We start from the raw sequence: 13,855 nt of genomic DNA, 5'->3' as shown, positions 1-13,855 counted from the left end.
GGCACGACATGCTCCTGGAAACCGCACCCCCCACCACCCGCGCCACCACTGGCGCCGTCCCGAAACGCCCTAGGCGCACCGGGACACTCGACACCGTCATGGGCATCGGCGTCGTGGCGATCCTGCTCTTTCCCATCTACTGGATGGTCAACGTCTCGCTCCAGCCCGGGGGCCGAGCCGTCGGGACCTCCTGGTTCCCGTTCTCCCCGGACCTGGCCGGCTACGCGACCGCGTTCGCCGACCAGAGCACCAACCTCGTGACGAGCCTGCTGGTGGCGTCCGGCAGCGTCGTCTTCAGCCTCCTGATCGCCGCACCGGCCGCCTACGCCCTGGCGCAGTTTCGCCTCCGCGGGCTGAACGTCCTGCTGTTCGCGATCCTCATCAGCCAGATGATCCCCGGCATTGTCGTCGCCAACGCCCTCTACTCCGTCTACAGCGACCTCGGGCTGCTCAACTCGCTGCTCGGACTCATCGTCGCCGACTCCTCCGCCGGCATCCCGTTCGGCATCCTCATCATGCGCGCGTTCATGACCCAGCTTCCCGTCTCGGTCATCGAGGCTGCCCGGGTCGACGGCGCCGGACAGATCCGCGCCTTCGTCTCGATCGTCCTGCCCATGAGCCGCAACGCGCTCATCACCGCCGCGCTGTTCACGTTCCTGTTCACCTGGGGCGACTTCCTATTCGCCCTCACCCTGACCACCACCAACACCGTGCAGCCCATCACCCTGGGCCTTTACTCCTACCTGGGCACCTACGTCAGCGACTGGAGCGCCGTGATGGCCACCGCCGTCATCGCCTCCATCCCCGCAATCGTGCTGCTCGGGATCGCGCAGCGATACATCGCCGCAGGTACAACCGGCGGTGCGGTCAAGTGAGCGCGCTGCCCACAACCCCGTCCGCGCCCCGCCGGACCGCCACCCCCCACTCCCATGAGGAACGCGTGAACCCGATCGACGTCATGCCCCAGACCCGACCGATCCGGCTGGAGGACGCCTCCCTGCGCGTCGACATCGACCCGGTCTCCGGTGCCGTGGCCTCCCTGGTGCTGCCCGACGACCCGCACGCCATGAACTGGGTGACCGGCACCGGTGACTCCTGGCACCCCGCCGGCAACAGTTGGGGCCTGGGTCACCTCGGCGCCCCCCTGCGCGAGCAGGTTCACCTGCGCCGGTGGCAGCGCGCCACCCACGTCGCCAGCACCGGGCCGGCGCAGGTCGTCTCGCACTACCTCGTCGACGACGTCTCCATCCGCGTCACCCGCCGCCTGCAGGACGGCGCGCTCCTCGAGCACTACGAGCTGCGCAACCTCGGCGACGCGACCCTCGACGTCGGGCGGCTGTCCGTCTTCGTCCCGTTCCGCACCGACCTCACCGACGGGTCAGCAGGACTGGACCGGCACGCCCACGCACACGTCCACGCCACCGGGGCCCGGACCTGGGTGTGCGCCCTGCGGATGTCCGGCCGCGGCGATCACCTCGGCCTGGCCCTGACAGAAGGATCGGCCGCTGGCTACACCCTCGACGGAGCCAGCGATCTGACCGGCTCCGCGGTCCGCGGCGACCTCGCCCTCACCTTTCACGACACCATGCAGACGGCCGGCACCCCCGGGTCGCGCCCCCTCACCTTGGCACCCGGCAGCACGATCGCGATCGCATGGACCGTGTTCCGGCACACCGGCCGCGCTGACTTCGAACGCCGCCGCCATCTGCACGCCCCCGGCCCCGAGCTCGATCTTCCCCACGGGACCACAACGACCGTCGGCACACCCCTCCCCCTCACCGTCCCGCCCGGCACCCACGCCCTCGTGCGCGATACCGGCACGAACGACTGGACCCCGATCCCGGTCGACAGCCATGGCCGCATCACCCTTGTGCGCGCCGAGCCAGGCCTCGTCGACGTCGCCGTCGGCAACCCTCTCGAACCGGCCGCCTTCGCCACCGTCGGCTTCCTCCTCGACCTGGACGAGCTGACCGGCCGACGATCGGCCTTCATCGCCGCGCGGCAGCAGGTCGACGACCCATCGTCTCCGCTGCACGGCGCCCTCCTGCCCTACGACAACCGCGCCGGCGGCATCGTGCGCAGCACCCGCCCCGACCTCAACGAGGGCCGCGAACGACTCGGGATGGGCGTTCTCCTGGCCCAGGCCAGCGCCCACCACAGCGACCTCCGCGCGGCAGTCGAGCGCTACGAACACTTCGTCGCGAACCACCTGCAGGACCTTGACGGCACCGTCCACGACTCGGCCACCGACCGGACCCGCCTCCGTCTCTACAACTACCCCTGGGTGGCACGGTTCTGGCTGCAGTGCTTCGAGCTGAGCGGGTCGACCGCCCACCTGGACCGATTCGTCCGGACGGTCCGCAACTTCTACGCCGCCGGTGGCTACCACTTCTACCCGATCGCCCTGCCCGTGCTGCGCGGCATCGACGCCGTCCGGCGCGCCGACCGCCCGGACGTCGAGCGCCAGCTCCTCAACCTGTTCCGCCGTCACGGCCATGCCCTGCTCGAGCACGGAACCGCCTACCCCACCTCGGAGGTCCCGTACGAGCAGTCCATCGTGGCCCCCGCGGCCGCCATCCTCCTGGAGCTCGCACTCGTCACCGGCGACGACACCTACGCCGACGGCGCCCGCGCCCACCTGCACCTCCTCGAACAGTTCGACGGTCACCAGCCGGACGCACGCACCCACGGCGTCCCCATCCGACACTGGGACGGCTACTGGTTCGGCATCGATCCCATCTGGGGCGACACCATGCCCCACCACTGGGCCGCCCAGAGCGCATGGGTCTACGGCCTCGCCTCCCGCGTCTGGGACGACCCGGACTACGCCCGCCGCGCCCGAACGACCTCTCGCGCCACACTCCTCACGTTCTTCGCCGACGGCTCCGCCAGCTGCGCCTACTCCAACCCCCTCAGCGTCAACGGCGCACGCGGCGCCCGATGGGACCCGCTCGCCAACGACCAGGACTGGGCGCTCGTCACCGCCCTCGACCTCCGCGACCTCCTCGACAACGAGCACTGACCGCAGGTCCTCACCGGTCAGACCCGGCTATCGAGGAACCCAAGCGGACCAAGCCGAGCCGTCAGCGGTTGTCGTGCACCATCGCGCGTTCTCCGAGCCGTTGGGGTGATCGATTGTGTCCGCGCGCCGTGGGGCGAGTCGGGTTTGAACGTCACAGGTGCGCGCTCATGGATCGTGCGCGTCTGAGCCTCCGGGTGGGGGCCGGCGCCGGGGCGGGGGGCGATGACTCACGGCTGTGTGACACACCGCGTTGCCGGCATGAGACGAGCCGTGCCGCACGGTCGTCGTGCGGCCTCCTGGTTCGAGCGCCAGCTTGAGCGCCGGCCAAACACATGAGACCTCTCCGCGGCAGGCGAGGCGATCGCTGCTCCTAAGCACGGCAGCGAAGCGTCGGCCTGGCGCGCCGGCGCTGCCGCATCCGCCGCCACCTCCGCGTGAGCGGTGGTCGACAGGCACATGGCCCTACTGCTGACCCGGTGACTTCCGGACCCCTTCGGGGCGGGCATGACCGCACGGTCATGCCGATGAGCGAGCGCAAGCACCAAGGGCTCGGTCGTCTCTTGCCCCGGTCTCGTTCAGTCGTTCGGGACCGGGCGGCTGGGCCGCGCGGAGGCGGTCTGCAGCGGTTCGCGCGTCCCGCCGAGGTGCAGCGCGCTACGTTCCAGCAGTGTCGGAGCGCCAGGTCTATGCCATCGACAAGCACGTCACCGATCGCATTGAGGCGGCGGCCATCTGCTCCGCGGTGCTCGACGTGCTCCGTCCTCACGTCGGCTCGGCGGAGTTCGACGTCTACAGCGACTACGGCAACGAGATGCCCGCACCGGTGCGGGATGCAGAGCAACGCCTGGAGGAGGCGGCAAGGCAGCGCCCGCGAACGCCGCCTGACCCACGGATGGGTCTCGTCCTCGCGCCTGATCAAGCGCCGTGGTCGGACTTCGAGACCTACGCGTCGTGGTCGATTGACGTTGGACTTTACGACAAGACCGGCGAGTGGCTAGCTGACTTCCACGATTCCGGATACTCCATATCGGTGGCGCTTACGGACGGTGAGGCGCATGAACTTCGGCGGCGTGTTGAACGGCACGCGACGCTCGAGCTGCTCTCGGTGATTCACCTACGGCGACGCGAGGAGAGCCGAGCGAGGCGCCGGCGCACTATTCGACGATGGCTGCGGCTGTCCTAAGCGGCGGCCTGTGCTGGTACCGCGAGAACTGCCTCGCATGCCTCCGCTGACGGGTGACCGGCATCCGGATCTGCCGCTGGGCGGATGGCGGCTCTGCACGGTGAGCAGCCAACGAGGCGGCATCATGCCGACCATGACTGACACAGGACCCACCGGCCTTCCGATCGGCCAGGTGCTCGATGGTCTGCTGATCCCAGCGCTGCCCGCACGCACGAGGCCCTCGGGCGTGCTTGCCTTCGTCAAGCTCGACGAGCCCGACGGAAGCGTCGGCTGGTCGGTCAGGGTGACCTCGGATCTCGAGGACGAAGAGGTGCTGGGTCTCCTCGTCGGGTACGTGGAGCACCTCAAGCAGAACGCGGCGGCAGCGTGGGACGACGGCGATCCCACCGATGCCGGTAACTAGGAACGCGCAGGACGCGTGACCGCGCCGGAAACGCAAGGACCCCTGCCGCCGCTCGCGAACGCCCGGTCACGCCGCGAGCCGGCCGCAGTTCCGGCCTCGCCGGACGACGCCTCAAGTAGCGCACCCGAGTGAGGACGTTGACCGATGGCGACGCTGGAGCGAGGCTGGCCGTGCCGGCGGAGGTAGTGGACCCTCCGGCCTCGGCCGCGGCCTCGACGCATGGGTTGCCACGCCTGGCCTATGCGTCCGTTGTGGAGGGGAGCTGCCCGTTCGAGCCGGGCCCGTGCAGGCACCCGGGGTGAGCGCTTGCGCGCTCACCCCGGCCACTTCCGACGGCCAGCCGCCGACGCAGGCGACCGGACATGCCGCTGATCGGACGTCGTCGGGAACGGCCGTGCGAGCCGGGCGACATCCGTCGTTGGCCGCTCGCGAACCGGGCAGTGGCCGGACTGCTCGCGAGCACCGCGGCCTGACCGCGGTTGCTGCCCCTGCTGTAGGAGATAGTGGTGCGCGTGACGCTTCTGCTGACCGTCACTCTCCTCGCGCTCGGGCTCGCCGGTCTGCTGATCCTCCACGCCGCCCTGGTCGCGCTGGTGCCACGCCCTCGGGCGACTGTGGCGGTCGCCCTGGCCGTCTATGGCCTCCTTCTCGCCGGCCTCTGGCTCGTGCTGACGTACCAGTCGGCCGTTGCAGCAGATGCAAGCAATGGCCGGGGTGACGTCTTCGACGAGGTCCCCTGGCTAGCCGCGGCCGCTGCCCTGGCGGCTCTGTCGCTCCGGGCATCCCGAGCGCGCCGAGACGCGGCCTGAAAGCCGTCGGCAGTCGGTGTCGAGGCGCCCCTCGCAGACGGAACCGCCCGCACGACGAGCTCCCCCCACGCCTCTCCCGAGAGTGGAACGAGCCCGAGTTGATCTTGGCTCTGGAAGCGCTCGATGAGTCGCGCACCACGCACCTGTCGTGCGCCGCAGCTTTCGCAGAGCGACGTCGCCACGAGAAGCAGCTCCCCGACGTCAGCCCACGGGCGGCGACCTGGAAGCGCTGCGGCGGGCCGAGTGGCTCAAGGACCCGGCGGAGGCCGCCCGTCGACAGCCCGGGTAGGAGGACGCGCGGCGACGTCCGGGTCCGTCGCAGGGCCTCTACCAGGAGCCGCTCCCGTGAGACCGGCGGGTCCGGTCCTGGTCGTCCGGGTGTCGTGCTGACGCGTCCGGGCCCGGCGCGACAGGATGGCGGCCATGAGCCAGGACACCAGACCCTCGGTGCTGTTCGTGTGCGTGAAGAACGGCGGGAAGTCGCAGATGGCCGCCGGGCTGATGCGCAAGGTGGCGGGAGCCGCCGTCCACGTCGCGTCCGCGGGCACCGCGCCGGGTGCCGAGGTCAACGCGCTGTCCGCCGAGAGCCTGCTCGAGGTCGGCGTGGACATCCGCCAGGAGAAGCCCCAGCCCGTCACCGACGAGCTCGTGGCGGCGGCGGACCTGGTCGTGACGCTGGGCCGCGAGGCGGTCGTGGTGCCGCACGACGGCACGCCGGTGGTGAACTGGGACACCGACGAGCCGTCGGAGCGCGGCATCGGCGGCATCGAGCGGATGCGGCTGGTGCGGGACGACATCGCCGCCCGCGTCGAAGCCCTGGCCGCCCAGCTGTGATCCTCACCGCGCTGACGGCTCCCCCGCACGCCGGGCCCGCCGCTCGCGCTCACCCGGTGAGGCCGAGGCCCGCCAGGGCCACCTCGGTCGCCCGCGCGAGCAGGTCGTCGTCTGGGAGGGCGTCGGGGTCGTCGTGGCGGGTCAGGACGGCGAGCACCACGGGTGCGCCCCCGGGCGGGTGGACCACGGCGACGTCGTTGCGCGCGCCATGGCTGCCGGTCCCGGACCGGTCCGCGACGACCCAGCCGTCCGGCACCCCGGCCCGGACCAGTCCCGTGCCGGTCGTCGAGGCCCGCATCCAGCCGAGCAGCAGGCCCCGGTCCTCGTCCGTCAGCCCGTCGGGCGGCGCGTCCCCGAGCAGCAGGGCGTGCACGTCGGTGGCGAGGGCGCGCGGGGTCGTCGTATCGCGCTCGTCGCCGGGCGCGACCTCGTTGAGCGCCGGCTCCGTCCGGTCCGACCGCGTCACCGTGTCGCCCCACGCCCGCAGGGAACCCGTCAGCCCGGCAGGCCCGCCGACCCGCTCGAGGACGAGGTTCGCCGCGGTGTTGTCGCTCTCCACCAGGGCCGCGGCCGCCACCTCGCGCCAGGTCAGTCCGGACGCGCCCCGGCCGGCCGTCACGGGCGAGTGCGCGACGACATCCCCCTCCGGCCAGTGCACCACCGCGTCGAGGTCCCCCGGCCTCAGCGCCGCCAGCAGCGCCGCCACCGACAGCACCTTGTGGGTGGAGGCGAGGCCGAAGCGCTCGTCCGCGCGGTGCTCGACCGTGCGACCCGTGGCCGTGTCGAGCGCCCAGACGCCGAGCCGCGCACCGGTGGCGCTCTCGAGGCCCGCGAACGCGGCGGCCGCCACCGCCGCCCGGTCCCCCTCCGGCGTGGTCGCCGGCGGCGTGGCGGCGGCGGACGGCGCGGCGGACGGCCTCCCGGGCGCGCTCGTCGGCGCCGTCGCCGACGAGGCCGAGGTCGAACGCCCGGGCCCGGCGGCGCAGGCCCCGGATGCCGCCACGAGCAGCGCGACGAGGAGCCCGGCGGCCGCGGCCCGGCACCTCCGCCGGGTCACGGCGACGTCGTCGACGCGGTCGCCCCGGGGACCGCGGTCGGCACGCCGGGCGCCCGCACCCGCCGCTCCCTCCACGCCGCTCCCCTCGTCGCCCGGTCCCGGCGCTCCCGGGCCGGGAGCCACCAGGCTAGGCGGGCCCGCCGACGGCTCCGTACGGTGCAGGGGTGGAGTCGGTGGCCGCGGAGGGGGACGGCGGCGTCCCCACGGCGGCCACGCCCCGCGCCGCGGTCGCCGATGACCTCGTCGTCGACGAGGCCCTCGTCCGCACGCTGCTGGCCGAGCAGCTCCCGCACCTGCAGGACCTGCCGCTGCGCCCCGTGGAGCACGCCGGGAACGACCACCACATGCTCCGCCTCGGCGACGACCTCTGCGTCCGGCTGCCGGCCGCTCCGCACGCCGTGCCGCAGACCGCGAAGGAGCAGGTGTGGCTCCCCCTCCTCGGGCCGCGCCTGCCCCTGCCGGTCCCGGCGGTTCGCGGCGTCGGCCGCCCCTCCCCCCGCTTCCCGGCGCCCTGGACCGTCCTGGGGTGGCTGGCGGGGCAGCCGGCCGCCGTCGTCGGCGTCGAGGACCCCGTCGCGCTGGCCGAGGACCTGGCGGCGTTCCTCGTCGCGCTGCGCGGGGTCGACCCCACGGGCGGCCCGCGGCCGGGCCCGCACAGCGCCTTCCGGGGCGCTCCCCTGGACCAGGGGGACGACGAGGTGCGCGCCCTGCTGTACCGGCTGCACGGCCGGGAGCGCGACCGGGCGACCGGGCTCTGGGGGGACGCCCTGGAGGCCCGGGCCACCGACGAGCCCTGCTGGTTCCACGGCGACGTGTCGACGCACAACCTGCTCGTGCGCGACGGGCGGCTGGTCGCGGTCGTCGACCTCGGGCTCGCGGGCGTGGGCGACCCCGCCTGCGACACCGTCCTGCTGTGGACGCGGCTGCACGGGGCGGCGCGGGACGCCTACCGCGAAGGCCTCGCTCTCGACGAGGCGACATGGGCGCGGGGCCGCGGCTGGGCGCTGTGGAAGGCGCTCGTCATGCTCACGAACCGGCCGCCGGGGCAGGCGGAGCTGGCCCGGCACGTGCTCGACGAGCTGTTCGCCGGCGTCTGAGGGGCTGGCCGCGTGTCGGTGCCCGGTGGTGCCATGGGGCATGGGCGAGGGCGTGAGCATGGACGAGGGCACAGGCGAGGGCACGGGGTGGTCGACGCACCCGGTGACCCCGGACCGGTTCGACGACTTCGCGGACGTCGTCAACCCGAACCGGCGGACGACGCACTGCTGGTGCCTGTCCCACCGGCTGCCCGCGCCGGAGATCGAGCGGCTCGGCGGCGGCAGCCGCGAGGCCGCCGCCCGGGCCCTGTGCGCCCGGGAGCACCCGCCGGGCGTGGTGACCTACCGGGACGGCGTGCCCGTCGGCTGGTGCTCCATCAGCCCCCGCGCGGAGATCCCCCGGCTCGTCGCCTCGGCGCTCATCCGCCCGGTCGACGAGGTGCCGGTCTGGAGCATCATCTGCGTCGTCGTCCGCGGCGGGCACCGGCGCCAGGGCGTCACGGGGCACCTGCTCGAGGGGGCGGTGGCGTGGGCGGCGTCGCAGGGCGCACCGGCCGTCGAGGCGTACCCCGTGGACCCTGGCGGCCGCCGCATGGACACGACCATGGCCTTCGTGGGCACGCGCGCGATGTTCGAGGCGGCGGGCTTCCGCGTCGTGGGGACCACGGACGCCGTGGCGAGCAAGATGCCCCGGCTCGTCGTCCGGCGCGACCTGGCCGGGGCGGGGGCGGCCCGGCACGGCGGGGGCCGGCGGTGATAGAAGGTCCAAGTATCCTCCCCCGGACCGTCCGACCCAGGAGGACCCCATGAGCAGCCGTCGCGTCACCGAGGCCGAGCGGCAGGCCAAGCTCGCCGCCGTCCGCGCCGAGCAGAGCCGGAAGCAGCGCCGGCGCACCGTGCTGATCGCGTCGGTCGCCGGCGTGCTCGTGCTGGCGCTCGTCGGGGTGGCGGCCGCCGTCATCATCGGCGAGGGCCGGCAGCAGGCTGCGCTCGAGGCCGCGGCCGACGCCGACATCGAGGGCGTCGAGACCTTCGAGGACCTCACCTTCAACCACGTGACGACCACCGTGGACTACCCGCAGGCCCCGCCCGTCGGCGGGGACCACAACGCCGCCTGGCTCAACTGCGGCGTCTACGCCGAGACGGTGCCCGACGAGAACGCCGTGCACTCCCTCGAGCACGGCGCGGTGTGGCTCGCCTACGACCCGTCCCTGCCCGCCGACGAGGTCGACCGCCTCGAGGCGCTCGCCGAGGGCAACGCCTACGTGCTCGTCAGCCCCTACGAGGGCATGGACGCCCCCGTCGTCGCCACCTCGTGGGGCTACCGGCTGGCCCTGGAGTCCGCCGACGACGAGCGCCTGCCCGTCTTCGTCGAGAAGTACCTGCTGAACCCCGAGCTGTCCGAGGTCGGCGCGCCCTGCTCCAACGGCGTGGGCACCCCGGCGTGACGTCCGACGCCGACGGGCCGCGCCCCGGCCCCAGCCGGGTCGCGCTCGTCGGCGTGCTCGTCGCCGTCCTGGCGCTCGGCGCGCTGCTCGGGTCGGTGCTCACCCGGCAGCCCGCCGCGACGGCCGCCCCCGAGGGCTCCGTCGACGCGGGCTTCGCGCGCGACATGCAGGTCCACCACGCCCAGGCCGTGGAGCTGTCCGTCCTCGTGCGCGACCGCAGCACCGACCCCGAGCTGCGGGTCGTCGCCCTGGACATCCTGCTGACGCAGCAGAACCAGATCGGCCAGATGGCGGGCTGGCTCAGCACGTGGGGGCTGCCGGCCGCCTCGTCGACGGCCCCCATGGCGTGGATGACGGAGCACGACCACGCCGCGGCCGCCGACGCGGGCCTGACGGGCTACGCCGCGATGCCGGGGTGGGTGTCCCGGGAGGACCTCGCCCGGCTCACCGCCGCGACCGGCACGGACGCGGAGCGGCTGTACCTCGAGCTCATGATCGCGCACCACCGCGGGGGCGTGACGATGGCGCAGGAGGCCGCGGACCGGGCGGGTCGGCCCGTCGTGCGCTCCCTGGCCGAGAACATCGTGCGGAACCAGCAGCGGGAGCTGTCCGCCCTGCAGGACCTGCTCGACGCGCGCGGCGGCCCGCTGCCCTGAGCCGCCCCCTCGCGCCCTGTGCTCAGGGACCCGCGAGGATGCGCTCCCGCATCGCCTCGGCGGGCAGCGGACGGCCGGCCGACCAGCCGTAGCGCCACGGCGTGACGTTCTCCTGCCACCACGTCCCGCCGACGGCGGCGTGCCGGGCCGCGGCCGCGGGCGCCCCGCCCGGCGGGCTCTCCCCCGGCACGACGAGCGCGAAGGCCCCGGCCGCCGGGTCCCGGTGCCGGGAGACCGCCGCGTGGACCCCAGCGGTGTCCTCCACCGTCCACGGGCCGTCGGCCCGCATGGGGACGACCCCGTCCCAGCGGGCCGCGCGCCGGAACGGCGCCCCGCCGGGCCACGTGCCGGCGACCCACACCGGCACGCGCGGCCGCTGCACGGGCGGCGGCCAGGTCACCCCGGCCCACGGCAGCGCGCCCGCGTCGGCCGCGACCCGGTAGTGCTCGCCGCGGTGGACCACCGGCTCCCCCGACCACAGCCGGTCCAGCAGCTCCAGGTGCTCGTCGAGCAGTCGGCCCCGGGTCGGCAGGTCCGGGACCTCGCCGAGATAGGCCCACTCGAACGGGAAGTCGCCGATCCCGACGCCCAGCACGGCACGGCCGCCGCTGAGCCGGTCGAGCGTCACGGTCTCGCGGGCGACCTTCACCGGGCGGCGCCGCGGGAGCGGGGTCACGAGCGTCCCGAGCCGGATGGAGCGCGTGCGGTCCGCCGCCACCGCCAGCGTCATCCACGGGTCGACCACGTCCACCGGTCCGGGGTCGAACGCGAACAGGTGGTCCCAGAGGAAGAACCCGTCCCAGCCCGCGGCCTCGGCGTCGACCGCCCAGCCGGCCAGGGTGGACGCGTCGAGGCCGGGGCCGAAGTTCGGCACCGAGAGGCAGTAGCGCACCCCGCGACGCTCCCACGGGCTGCACCCGCCGCGCGCGGGCTCCACACTGGTCGTCGAGATCCGCACGGGTGGCCCGGCCACCCCGTCGGCGCCGCACCGCTGCGCACGCCGCGCCCCGCTCCGTTCCGGGGACCCCCCGCACCGCACCCGCCGAGGTGGACCATGTCCCTCCGCACCCGTCCCCTGGTCCTCGTCGCCGCGCTCGGCCTGCTCCTCGCCGGGGTCTCCCCCGCGGCCGGCGCCGGCCCGGACCCCGTCCTGGCGTGGAGCGCCCGCGCCGACATGGCGGGGCCGCGCCCGCTGGACGGCGCCACGCTCGACGAGCACGTCGCCGTGTGGCTCGACGGCGACCGGGACGTGGCCACGGTGACGTTCGCCCTCGACGGGCGCACCACCCGCACGGAGCGGATGGCGCCCTTCACCCTGCTCGGCGACGACAAGGCGGGGCGGGCGTACCGGCTCGACACCGCCGACCTCGGTGCGGGCCCGCACGACGTCCGCGCGACCGTGACGACGCGGACCGGCGAGCGCCGCACGGTCACCGCGACGTTCCGGGTGGGCGACGCCGCGCCCGTCCCGCCGACGCGCCCCGTCCCCCCCCCCCGCCCCGACCCGGAGGTGCCCGGACCCGCCGGTGACGACGTGCTCGCGGTGCGGGGCGAGGGGTTCACGCTCGACGGCCGCCCCTTCGACATGTGGGGTGTGCGCACCGCGTCGGCGACGGTGAGCGACGCCCAGACGGAGCACCTCGTCGCGCAGCTCGACGACTACCGCGCCCACGGCGTCAACACCGTCGCCGTGTACTGGATGGGCTCGCGCTCGGCGAACCACAACCCGTTCTCGAGCGACGGCCGCCGGCTCGACCCCGACCACGTGCGCCGGATGGTGCGGATCGTCGAGGAGGCCGCGGACCGCGACATGGTCGTCCTCGTGGGCATCTTCTACCAGGCGGCGCCCTTCACCTTCCGCGACGCCGACGCGGTGCGGGCGGCCGTGCGGACCGCGACGACCGCTCTGCTCCCCCACCGCAACGTGGTGCTCAACATCGCGAACGAGCAGAACTCCGAGGGGTACCGCGACTCGGAGGACGTCTACGACCTGCGCGACCCCGCGCGCGTCGTCGAGCTGCTGCGGATCGTGCACGAGGTCGACCCGGAGCGGGTGGCGGGTGCCGGCGGGTACGACCGGGCCAGGAACGTCGCGATCGGCCGCTCCCCGGAGGCGGACGTCCTGCTCTTCGACACCGGTGACGCCGCGGACCGGGTGCAGCTGTCCGCGTACCGGGCGTACCGGGCGGCCGGGATCGACACGCCCATGGTCAACGTCGAGCAGTACGGCGGGTACACGAACGGCCGCCCGCGCGGGGTCTTCGACGCGGACCTGCGTGCGGAGTACCGCGGCGAGGTCGCCAGCGCGGCCGCCGAGCCGGGGCTCTCGACGTTCTTCCACAACGGGCCCTGGTTCCAGGTGCTCCCGATGCGGTACGACCTCGGCGGCGCCGGCACGGCGGAGGACCCCGGCGTGCGGTGGTACTTCGAGCTCGTCCGGGCGGCGCGCGCCGGCGGCTGACGGCCGGGACCCTCGCGACGGTCCCGGGGGCTAGCCTCGGGCCGTGCGGCTGGGACGGGTGGGGTGGCAGGTGGTCTACGAGCTCCTGGCCGTCCGCTCCCGGAGGCCCGAGTGGGCCTTCATGAACTACGGGCTCGTCCTGCCCGACGGGGACCCGGCGCCCCGGCTCGCGCCCGGGGACGAGCCCGACCGGCTCGCCGTCCAGGTCTACGCGCGCACGGTCGGGCCCGAGCCCCTGGCGGGCCGCGAGGTCCTCGAGGTCGGGTCGGGGCGTGGCGGGGGCAGCCTGTGGGTGGCACGGGAGCACCGGCCGCGGCGGACCGTCGGGCTCGACCTGTCGGCGGCGGCCGTCGACCTCTCCCGACGGCACCGGCGCGCCCCCGGCCTGTCCTTCGTGCGCGGGTCCGCCGACGCCCTGCCCTTCCCCGACGCCGCGTTCGACGCCGTCCTCAACGTCGAGTCCTCGCACTGCTACCCGGACCTGCCCGCGTTCCTGGCCCAGGTCCGCCGCGTGCTCCGGCCCGGCGGGGCCCTGCTGCTCGCCGACTTCCGGCCCGCCGACGAGGTGCCCGCGCTGCTCGCCGCCGTGCGCGCCGCGGGGCTCGTCGTCGAGGACGAGGAGGACGTCACCGCGGGCGTGGTCGCGGCGCTCGACGCCGACGACGCCCGCAAGCGGGCGCTGCTGACGGCGTGGCTCGGGCGCGCCGCCCGGCCCCTCCTCGCCCGGTTCGCCGCGCTGCGGGGCAGCAGCAGCTACGAGGGGTTCCGCAGCGGTCGCACCCGGTACGTCGTCGTGCGCGCCCGCGTCCCCGGGGCGGGCGGGGCGCCTCACACCGGGCGCTGACCGCCCCGGGCGACCCGCCGGCGCGGGACAGTGGTGATGCGCTCCCGGGCGGCGGGCGGCGCCCCGCCCGCGGCGACCCGCGCCCCGGCCGCCCCCGGCGC

At 74.5% G+C, this 13,855-nt stretch carries 14 protein-coding genes; 12 read left to right on the top strand and 2 right to left on the bottom strand.

The genetic code is table 11. The features are described 5' to 3' along the window. Positions 1 to 8 precede the first annotated feature (8 nt). The 6 genes from EJA20_RS04450 (at position 9) to EJA20_RS04425 (ending at position 6,251) form a co-directional block, all read left to right on the top strand. Complete coding sequence (locus tag EJA20_RS04450) at positions 9 to 875, top strand: carbohydrate ABC transporter permease (protein ID WP_129336963.1); 867 nt, start codon at positions 9 to 11, stop codon at positions 873 to 875. A 65-nt stretch (positions 876 to 940) separates the two neighbouring features. Further along, positions 941 to 3,022, top strand: a complete 2,082-nt coding sequence (locus EJA20_RS04445) for a hypothetical protein (RefSeq protein ID WP_129336962.1) — start codon at positions 941 to 943, stop codon at positions 3,020 to 3,022. A 667-nt stretch (positions 3,023 to 3,689) separates the two neighbouring features. After that, a complete protein-coding gene (locus tag EJA20_RS04440) occupies positions 3,690 to 4,205 on the top strand; it encodes a hypothetical protein (RefSeq protein WP_129336961.1) in 516 nt (171 codons plus the stop codon). A gap of 37 nt (positions 4,206 to 4,242) precedes the next feature. After that, entirely contained in the window at positions 4,243 to 4,608 is a 366-nt protein-coding gene (locus EJA20_RS04435; RefSeq protein WP_129336960.1) for a hypothetical protein, read from the top strand. A 512-nt stretch (positions 4,609 to 5,120) separates the two neighbouring features. Then, positions 5,121 to 5,417 carry a hypothetical protein gene (locus EJA20_RS04430; RefSeq protein ID WP_129336959.1) on the top strand — a complete coding sequence of 99 codons (297 nt, stop codon included), beginning with the start codon at positions 5,121 to 5,123 and terminating at the stop codon, positions 5,415 to 5,417. A gap of 423 nt (positions 5,418 to 5,840) precedes the next feature. After that, positions 5,841 to 6,251, top strand: coding sequence for an arsenate-mycothiol transferase ArsC (locus EJA20_RS04425; protein ID WP_205687357.1), 411 nt, complete (start codon positions 5,841 to 5,843; stop codon positions 6,249 to 6,251). A gap of 49 nt (positions 6,252 to 6,300) precedes the next feature. Here EJA20_RS04425 and bla read toward each other — a convergent pair whose 3' ends face one another. Continuing rightward, positions 6,301 to 7,308 (bottom strand): class A beta-lactamase, encoded by a 1,008-nt coding sequence (gene bla / locus EJA20_RS04420; protein WP_240675027.1) that lies wholly within the window; start codon positions 7,306 to 7,308, stop codon positions 6,301 to 6,303. A 164-nt stretch (positions 7,309 to 7,472) separates the two neighbouring features. Here bla and EJA20_RS04415 point away from each other — a divergent pair, with 164 nt between their 5' ends. From EJA20_RS04415 to EJA20_RS04400, 4 genes are read left to right on the top strand one after another with little or no spacing between them, the layout of a single operon-like run. Then, entirely contained in the window at positions 7,473 to 8,405 is a 933-nt protein-coding gene (locus tag EJA20_RS04415) for an aminoglycoside phosphotransferase family protein (RefSeq protein ID WP_129336957.1), read from the top strand. A gap of 58 nt (positions 8,406 to 8,463) precedes the next feature. Continuing rightward, positions 8,464 to 9,102, top strand: a complete 639-nt coding sequence (locus EJA20_RS04410; protein WP_129336956.1) for a GNAT family N-acetyltransferase — start codon at positions 8,464 to 8,466, stop codon at positions 9,100 to 9,102. A 49-nt stretch (positions 9,103 to 9,151) separates the two neighbouring features. Continuing rightward, complete coding sequence (locus EJA20_RS04405; RefSeq protein WP_129336955.1) at positions 9,152 to 9,793, top strand: DUF3105 domain-containing protein; 642 nt, start codon at positions 9,152 to 9,154, stop codon at positions 9,791 to 9,793. Next, complete coding sequence (locus EJA20_RS04400) at positions 9,790 to 10,449, top strand: DUF305 domain-containing protein (RefSeq protein ID WP_240675026.1); 660 nt, start codon at positions 9,790 to 9,792, stop codon at positions 10,447 to 10,449. Before EJA20_RS04405 ends, EJA20_RS04400 begins: the two co-directional genes overlap by 4 nt. A 22-nt stretch (positions 10,450 to 10,471) precedes the next feature. Here EJA20_RS04400 and EJA20_RS18585 read toward each other — a convergent pair whose 3' ends face one another. After that, the gene (locus EJA20_RS18585; RefSeq protein ID WP_164983823.1) at positions 10,472 to 11,341 is read right to left on the bottom strand and encodes an LLM class flavin-dependent oxidoreductase; all 870 of its coding nucleotides are present in this window, start codon (positions 11,339 to 11,341) and stop codon (positions 10,472 to 10,474) included. A 162-nt stretch (positions 11,342 to 11,503) separates the two neighbouring features. Between EJA20_RS18585 and EJA20_RS04390 the strand changes: the two genes are divergently transcribed. Further along, positions 11,504 to 12,910, top strand: a complete 1,407-nt coding sequence (locus EJA20_RS04390) for a hypothetical protein (protein WP_164983822.1) — start codon at positions 11,504 to 11,506, stop codon at positions 12,908 to 12,910. Between the two features lie 43 nt (positions 12,911 to 12,953). Then, positions 12,954 to 13,754, top strand: a complete 801-nt coding sequence (locus EJA20_RS04385; RefSeq protein WP_205687356.1) for a class I SAM-dependent methyltransferase — start codon at positions 12,954 to 12,956, stop codon at positions 13,752 to 13,754. Positions 13,755 to 13,855 lie beyond the last annotated feature (101 nt).

Source organism: Cellulomonas endophytica, from assembly GCF_004123805.1.
Classification (GTDB): Bacteria; Actinomycetota; Actinomycetes; order Actinomycetales; family Cellulomonadaceae; genus Cellulomonas; species Cellulomonas endophytica.
This window is presented reverse-complemented; position numbering and strand designations above follow the sequence as displayed.

What these genes read in the sequence shown, in the direction of transcription:
- EJA20_RS04450 (WP_129336963.1), top strand. Translation starts at nt 9, where the DNA reads ATGCTCCTGGAAACCGCACCCCCCACCACCCGCGCCACCACTGGCGCC.
- EJA20_RS04435 (WP_129336960.1), top strand. Translation starts at nt 4,243, where the DNA reads ATGCCTCCGCTGACGGGTGACCGGCATCCGGATCTGCCGCTGGGCGGA.
- EJA20_RS04425 (WP_205687357.1), top strand. Translation starts at nt 5,841, where the DNA reads ATGAGCCAGGACACCAGACCCTCGGTGCTGTTCGTGTGCGTGAAGAAC.
- EJA20_RS04410 (WP_129336956.1), top strand. Translation starts at nt 8,464, where the DNA reads ATGGACGAGGGCACAGGCGAGGGCACGGGGTGGTCGACGCACCCGGTG.
- EJA20_RS04405 (WP_129336955.1), top strand. Translation starts at nt 9,152, where the DNA reads ATGAGCAGCCGTCGCGTCACCGAGGCCGAGCGGCAGGCCAAGCTCGCC.
- EJA20_RS04390 (WP_164983822.1), top strand. Translation starts at nt 11,504, where the DNA reads ATGTCCCTCCGCACCCGTCCCCTGGTCCTCGTCGCCGCGCTCGGCCTG.